Source organism: Clostridium sp. UBA6640 (assembly GCF_002455975.1).
Lineage (GTDB): Bacteria > Bacillota > Clostridia > Clostridiales > Clostridiaceae > Clostridium_J.
Window position 1 is genome coordinate 1 of the sequence record NZ_DKLM01000017.1, and the last position, 7,008, is coordinate 7,008.

At 28.0% G+C, this 7,008-nt stretch carries 7 protein-coding genes; 6 read left to right on the forward strand and 1 reads right to left on the reverse strand.

All coding sequences use genetic code 11. The features are described 5' to 3' along the window. The first annotated feature begins 255 nt into the window (after positions 1–255). The 6 genes from cysK to B2W91_RS02195 all read left to right on the forward strand — a co-directional run bounded on the left by cysK (position 256) and on the right by B2W91_RS02195 (position 6,040). Positions 256–1,167: a cysteine synthase A gene (cysK, locus tag B2W91_RS02170; protein WP_291578631.1), complete on the forward strand. Its 912-nt coding sequence runs from the start codon at positions 256–258 to the stop codon at positions 1,165–1,167. A gap of 30 nt (positions 1,168–1,197) precedes the next feature. Further along, complete coding sequence (gene epsC / locus B2W91_RS02175; protein ID WP_291578632.1) at positions 1,198–1,743, forward strand: serine O-acetyltransferase EpsC; 546 nt, start codon at positions 1,198–1,200, stop codon at positions 1,741–1,743. A gap of 186 nt (positions 1,744–1,929) precedes the next feature. Next, positions 1,930–3,348 carry a DEAD/DEAH box helicase gene (locus B2W91_RS02180; protein ID WP_291578634.1) on the forward strand — a complete coding sequence of 473 codons (1,419 nt, stop codon included), beginning with the start codon at positions 1,930–1,932 and terminating at the stop codon, positions 3,346–3,348. Between the two features lie 253 nt (positions 3,349–3,601). Beyond that, entirely contained in the window at positions 3,602–4,261 is a 660-nt protein-coding gene (locus B2W91_RS02185) for a hypothetical protein (protein ID WP_291578635.1), read from the forward strand. A 186-nt stretch (positions 4,262–4,447) separates the two neighbouring features. Continuing rightward, on the forward strand, positions 4,448–5,107 hold the full coding sequence (locus B2W91_RS02190; RefSeq protein WP_291578636.1) for a hypothetical protein: 660 nt from the start codon (positions 4,448–4,450) through the stop codon (positions 5,105–5,107). Between the two features lie 33 nt (positions 5,108–5,140). Beyond that, positions 5,141–6,040, forward strand: a complete 900-nt coding sequence (locus B2W91_RS02195) for a hypothetical protein (RefSeq protein WP_291578637.1) — start codon at positions 5,141–5,143, stop codon at positions 6,038–6,040. 177 nt (positions 6,041–6,217) lie between these two features. On the opposite strand, the gene B2W91_RS02200 is transcribed toward B2W91_RS02195, so the two are convergent. Further along, positions 6,218–6,883, reverse strand: a complete 666-nt coding sequence (locus tag B2W91_RS02200) for a Type 1 glutamine amidotransferase-like domain-containing protein (RefSeq protein WP_291578638.1) — start codon at positions 6,881–6,883, stop codon at positions 6,218–6,220. Between the last annotated feature and the right edge of the window lie 125 nt (positions 6,884–7,008).

Genomic DNA, 7,008 nt, shown 5'->3' on the forward strand with positions numbered 1-7,008 from the left:
TTTTAAAAATACATTTTCAATTTATGGAATTAATATGTATTTTTAAGTTTCAAAATTTCTACAATTTAATAGGATTTTCAGCTTGAATAAATTATAACTTAAGTTTGGAAGACTATCTAGGAATACAATGTTTAAACTTAAAATATACTATGGGAAATAAATTTTCTATAGAAATAGCTTAACCTTTGAAAATTAAGAATTAATAGTTAAAAATGAAGAATTCATGAAAATTAAAATATTTAAGGAGGATTTATTATGATATTCAATAATTTAATAGATATGATAGGACAAACACCAATAATAAAACTTAATAATCTAGTAAATAACGATATGGCAGAGGTATATGTAAAACTTGAGAGATATAACCCTGGTGGAAGTGTTAAGGATAGAGCTGCACTAGGAATGATAGAAAAAGCTGAAAAAATGGGACTTTTAAAGAGTGGTGATGTTATTGTAGAGCCTACTAGTGGTAATACTGGAATAGCATTAGCTATGATTGGAAGGTCCAAAGGATATAAAGTTATAATAGTTATGCCTGATACTATGAGTGTTGAAAGAAGAAACATCATAAAAGCTTATGGTGCTGAATTAGTATTAACTGAAGGTACTAAAGGTATGAAAGGTGCAATAGAAATGGCCTTAGATCTTGCTAAAAATAATGAGAACTACTTTGTACCTCAGCAATTCGAAAATACTGCCAATGTAGAAAAACATTATGAAAGCACTGCAGAAGAAATATTAAATGACATACCTGATTTAGATGCTTTCATAGCAGGTGTAGGTACTGGGGGAACTATTTCTGGTGTAGGTAAAAAGCTTAAAGAAAAAATTTCCAATGTAGAAATAATAGCTGTTGAACCTTTTAACTCCCCTGTTTTATCAGGCGGTTCGCCTTCTCCTCATAAAATTCAAGGAATAGGTGCAGGTTTTGTTCCTAAAATATATGATGATGAAATAATTGATTCAATAATGACTGTGAAAGATGAAGATGCTTTTAATACTGCAAAACTTATGGCTAGCGAAGAAGGTTTCTTAGTGGGTATATCTTCTGGGGCTAATATATATGTTGCTTTAGAAATGGCTAAAAAATTAGGACCAGATTACAAAATTTTAACTATTGCACCAGACAGCGGAGAAAAATATTTCTCAATGGGTCTGTATGATTAATTCTACTTTTTATAATTAGGATGTGATTTTATGTTTAGATATATAGTAGAAGATTTAAAGACAATTAAAAGTAAGGACCCTGCAGCTAAAAGCTTATTGGAAGGCTTTTTATATCCATCTTTTTATGCCCTATTGCTTTATAGATGGGCTAATAAATTATATAAAATACGTTTTTATTTCTTGGCTAGATTTATTTCTCAGCTTGGAAGGTTTTTAACAGGTATTGAAATTCATCCAGGAGCTACTATAGGAAGAAGACTTTTTATAGATCATGGTATGGGTATCGTAATTGGAGAAACTGCTGAAATCGGTAATGATGTAACTATTTATCATGGTGTTACCTTAGGTGGTACAGGACATGATCAAGGTAAAAGACATCCTACTTTAGAAGATAATGTGTTAGTTGGTGCTGGGGCAAAAGTTCTCGGTCCTATAACTTTAGGGAAAAACTCAAAAATTGGTGCTAATGCAGTAGTCTTAAAGTCTATTCCTGAAAACTGTACTGCTACTGGAATACCGGCAAAAATAGTAAAGTCAAAGATAGAACATTTAAAAGTACTCGAATATGTTATATAAGAAATTGGCACTAGTATGATAATTATTGTTATGAATTTTAACTCTACCCCTTGGGAACACTAAAGAATCTACATTATTCCCAAGGGGTACTTTAATGTTCTAAATTAAAACTATTGAATTGACAACTTACAATGAAGAATTTATGATATGATAGTACTTTAAAAATTATATATAAGAGGTAAGGTAATGAATGATTTTAAAAATTTTAATATAAGCCATAATATGATAAAATCTATAACTTCAATAGGTTATGAATCACCATCTGAAGTTCAAAAAAAAGTTATTCCTTTAGCACTTAAAGGAGAAGATTTAATTGTAAAGTCTCAAACCGGCAGTGGTAAAACCGCTTCTTTTGGTATACCACTTTGCGAGAGACTAGAGACAGAGAAAAATGCAGTTCAAGCTTTAATTTTAACTCCTACTAGGGAATTATCTATACAAGTAAAAAATGAAATTTCTAAATTAGGACTTTATAAAAAAATTAAGGCAGTAGCTCTATATGGTAAAGAACCTTTTTCTCTTCAAAGAAAAGAATTATCCCAAAGAGTTCACGTAGCAGTAGGTACTCCTGGAAGAGTTTTGGACCATATTACCAGAGAAACTCTTAATGTTGAAAATATTGAATATCTTATAATAGATGAAGCAGACGAGATGCTTAATATGGGTTTTATTTCTCAAGTTGAAAGTATTATAAAATCTCTTCCACATAAAAGGCAAACTATGATGTTTTCTGCCACTATTTCTGAGGAAATTAAAGCTTTAAGTAAAGAATATATGAATTCTTCTCACACTACAATTGAAATTTCTCCTGAAAAGTTAACCTTAGATAATATATCTCAAGGTCTTTATATGGTAGAAGATAATAAAAAATTAAAACTACTTATGAATTTAATCAAAACAGAAGATATAACTCAAGCTATTATTTTTTGTAGAACAAAAGATAGAGTTAGTGAGGTATACCAAAAATTAAGTAAGCACAATCTTCCCCTTTGTGAGATTCATGGAAACATGCTTCAAAAAGATAGGTTAAGTACCATAAAAGGTTTTAAAGAAGGTAAATATTTATTTATGATTGCCACTGATGTAGCTGCAAGAGGTATTGATATTTCTACAGTAAGCCATGTTATAAATTATGACCTTCCATTAGAAGTAGAAGCATATGTACATAGAATAGGAAGAACTGGTCGTGCTGGTGAAAGTGGTACTTCCCTAACCTTTGCAACGGCTTATGAAGATAAATTCTTAAAAGCTATTGAAGAATATATATCTATGAAAATTCCTGTAAAAACACCACCTTCTGAAGAAGAAGTTAAATCTTCTCCCAATAAGGAGTTTAAAGTAAAAATTAAAACTCCATCTAGTAATGATAATATTGTTAAAATATATATTAATGGTGGTAAAAAGAAAAAGATAAGACGTGGAGACATAGTAGGTGCTTTAACTAATAGTGGAAATGTTCCTGCTGATTCCATAGGAATTATAGACATTTATGATACCTATAGTCATGTAGATATACTAAATGGTTATGGGAAAGCTTTACTTAAATCTCAAAGTGAAATAAATATTAAAGGAAAACCTACTAAAATTAAAAAGGCAAAGGCTTGATTAATTGAGAATTTAAATATAGCTTAAAAATCGTGATTTTATCACGATTTTCTTTTTTTCATCACAATTTTTGCATTATTAGGAATTATATATTATAATAACTTTGTTCTAAATATTGCATTTATGTTAATATTTAACTAATCATTTTAATATTTTAATGGGGTTAAATTGTTTAAGACGTCTTCAGAAAATGATAGTTACTATGCTAATCGACTTTAGGCGGCTAATATAAAATTATAAGGGGGATTTGTAAATGAACAAATCAATAAAAAAAATCATTACTTTTTTTGCAGTTATAGTATTATCTTTAACTGTAGTGGGATGCTCTAAAAAAGAGGCTATGACACCAGAGCAATCTTTAAATGAATATTTTGAAAATGTAAAAAAAGCTGAAAATTTAAAATCATCTAAGGATGTTAATACAATTTTAGCTAAAGCTTTTGAGAATGATGATCCTAATATGGACTTTGTTAAAGAAATGGGAAAAGAAAATACTGATAAATTTATCAATGATTTTATGATTCCAATAGCAAATAGCATAGAATATAAAATAGGTGAAGTTACTATTAACGATAACAGTGCTACAGCAAAAGTAAATATTACCGCTATAGATATTAGTGAAAAAATTGGAGATATATTTGGTGGAGTTATAAGAGAAGCTATGAAATTAGGTCTTGATGGAAAAGAACCTACTGATGAAGAAATAGCTGGAATTCTTATAAACGAGCTTATAAATGCATCCAAAGGAGAAAATGCGCAAAAATCGACTTCTGATATAGAAATGACTCTAGAGAAAAAAAATAATGAATGGGTTGTTAATGAAAATACTCAGCTTGAAGATATATTAGCTGGAAATCTAAATAAGATAGTAGAAAAATTAAAGTCCTTTGATATGGGAACTCCAAGCAATTAATAAATTTTATTTTTTACTATCAATTAAATATTTTAATCTATAATAAGGTACTTCTTTTAAGAGGTACCTTTATTTTATTATCCATAAAGAAAGCCTTTACTTTATAACAAAGCATCCTTTATAATTGTTTGGTACTAATTTTTAAATTAATTAAAAAAATACCAGAAATTTAAGGAGGACTTGTACTTGAAAAAATTAATTACGATTTGTATAATTTTAATTCTTTCTATAAATATGATAGGCTGTTCAAAACTTACTTTGCCGCCGGAAAAAGCAGTATCTATATATTTAAAAAGATTTAAAAATGCATTTAATACGGATATAGAGGAACTTATCAATGACCCCTTTTTTATTGGCGATTTAGATCCTAATTCAGTTGAAGATTTTGATAGAGAAAATAATAGGTTACTTGTACAAAATATTATGCTTCCTATATTAGAAAGCTTGGAGTACGAAATATGTGAAAGTAACATTAATGATAATAATGCCACAGTAAAAATCAAAGTTACTGCTTTAAATTTAAAACCTTTCATTCCTGAGATAATAAAAAATTGTACAGAAGAATTTATGCCAGTATATCTTGAAGAGGGAGTATATTCAGAAGAGGAATACAGTAGACTTCTTTTAAACAACATAGCTAATAAGGTTAAATCTAATAATGTTAAAAAATCTACATCTGAAATAGTTCTAGGTTTAGAGAAAGATACTATTCAATGGATTATTATTGATGATTATGATTTTTTAAACATATTATTCGGATATATGTATGATATAACCCCTGAGCTTTTAGATGACGCTATGGAAAGTTATATAAAAAGTCATGAAGTTAATATCGATTCAATTTAATAAAAATATTTTACTTAAAATGGAGGACAAAATATGAATAAAATAAAAAAATTAATAATGATTTGTGCCTTTTTAATATTTTCTTTAACTTTAGTAGGTTGTGGTACAAGCCCTGAAACAGTGGTAGAAGATTATTTTAACACTCTAAAATCAAAAGGATTTATTGAAGCTAGTAACTTTACTAATCACAAATTAACTGAAGAAGCTTCTAAAGATTTAGATGATACTTTAATGAATAAAAAAATTCAGACAGCTTTATCTTCAAGAATAGAATATAAAATACTAGAGTCCCGCACTACTTTAACTAATGCTAAAGTAAAAGTAAAGGTAAATTATATAGACTTAGTACCTATTGCTGATAGATTACATAATGATATAATTCCTATAGTTGTTAAGGATTTATTAGAAGGAAAGACTTGCACTTTAGAACGTAGTAGAGATATAGAGCTGAATTATATATGTGATTCTGTGAAAGATAAAAATGCTGAAACAGCTATGCTGGTTCTTGATATAAATTTGAAAAGAAGCTTTAAAAACCATTGGACTATAGCTACTAACGATGAATTTTTCAAGGTATCTTTAGGTGACTCTAAAGAAGCTGATAAAAAACTTAAGAAATCATATGATAAATTGGCTAGCATGAGTAAAAAAGATGGAGAAGAGCTCATAGAAAACTTCTTCTTATCTATGTCTCCTGAAGAAGCCGATAAATTTTTAAATGATTGCTTCAAAAATATGACTGATGAAAATCGAGTAGAATTTTTAAGAGAATATCTTAAAATTCTTCCTGACGATATGTTAAGAGAGGAATTTGGAACACAATTCGGAGTAACCTTAACTAAGGAAGATTTAAATAATATTAAGGAAACTTTAAATAATCTTTCAGATGAAGAATTAAAAGATATGGTTGAAGAAATATTAGCAAATTTATAATTATAAATAAATGTAATAATTCTTTAGAAGTTTATTTTAAAAAGATAAAGTTTAAAATAGCAGCAAATCCATAACGGCTTTACAATAATAAAAAAACTATGCTAATTACTTCGTTTAGCATAGTTTTTTTACATTTAATTGTATAAATCTTAATGAAAATCATAAAAAAAGCATGAACTATTCTCCATCAAATATCTCTATATCTCCTAGTAATGTAATTTCATTATTATCAATAATTATCCCACCAGTATTCTTAATTGCATATATCCTATCCTTCTTTTCACTCAATACTTTATTGATATAATTTTTTTGTGTTTCTGTTTCTTCATAGTGAACTTCAATACCAAAATCTTTAATCAAATTTAATCCTATATTATATGAAAATTTATCATAGTCTTTATCAGGAGTAATATAATACTCTGCTATCTGGATCATTGCTCCAGCACTACTGCCTATAATAACACCAGTAAATTTTTCAATGTCATTTATTAAGTCGAATTCCTTTAAACGACACATCATTTTATCCGGTAATCCTCCAGTGAAAAATATTATATCGCTATTTTTCACCTTTTCTTTTGCATTTTCCTTGGTATCTTTAAAATAATTTATCCAGTTTATATTTTCTTCTGAAATTCCATAGCTCAAAAATGGTAGAATAACACTGTCGTAATACTTTCCACTATTTTTACTGTAAGCATACTGCCATTCTATATCATTACTTATCTTTTCATTAAAAGAAAATGGTATTATCAGAACCTTATCATTACAATTTATGTATTTTTCTATTGTAGCTTTTGCCCATCTTTCATGGAAATTGTATTCACTAAATAGTATATTAACCATTAATATCCCCCCTATTAATTCACCATAACTTACAGATATATAGATATACCACTCCCAAATTTAATCTATCTCTGAAAATAATTAGAACTTATTGGTATACCCCCTAAAACTACTAAATTCAAAAT

Coding starts and splice junctions, on each gene's coding strand:
- cysK (WP_291578631.1), top strand. CDS start 256: ATGATATTCAATAATTTAATAGATATGATAGGACAAACACCAATAATA.
- B2W91_RS02185 (WP_291578635.1), top strand. CDS start 3,602: ATGAACAAATCAATAAAAAAAATCATTACTTTTTTTGCAGTTATAGTA.
- epsC (WP_291578632.1), top strand. CDS start 1,198: ATGTTTAGATATATAGTAGAAGATTTAAAGACAATTAAAAGTAAGGAC.
- B2W91_RS02180 (WP_291578634.1), top strand. CDS start 1,930: ATGAATGATTTTAAAAATTTTAATATAAGCCATAATATGATAAAATCT.
- B2W91_RS02200 (WP_291578638.1), bottom strand. CDS start 6,883: ATGGTTAATATACTATTTAGTGAATACAATTTCCATGAAAGATGGGCA.
- B2W91_RS02195 (WP_291578637.1), top strand. CDS start 5,141: ATGAATAAAATAAAAAAATTAATAATGATTTGTGCCTTTTTAATATTT.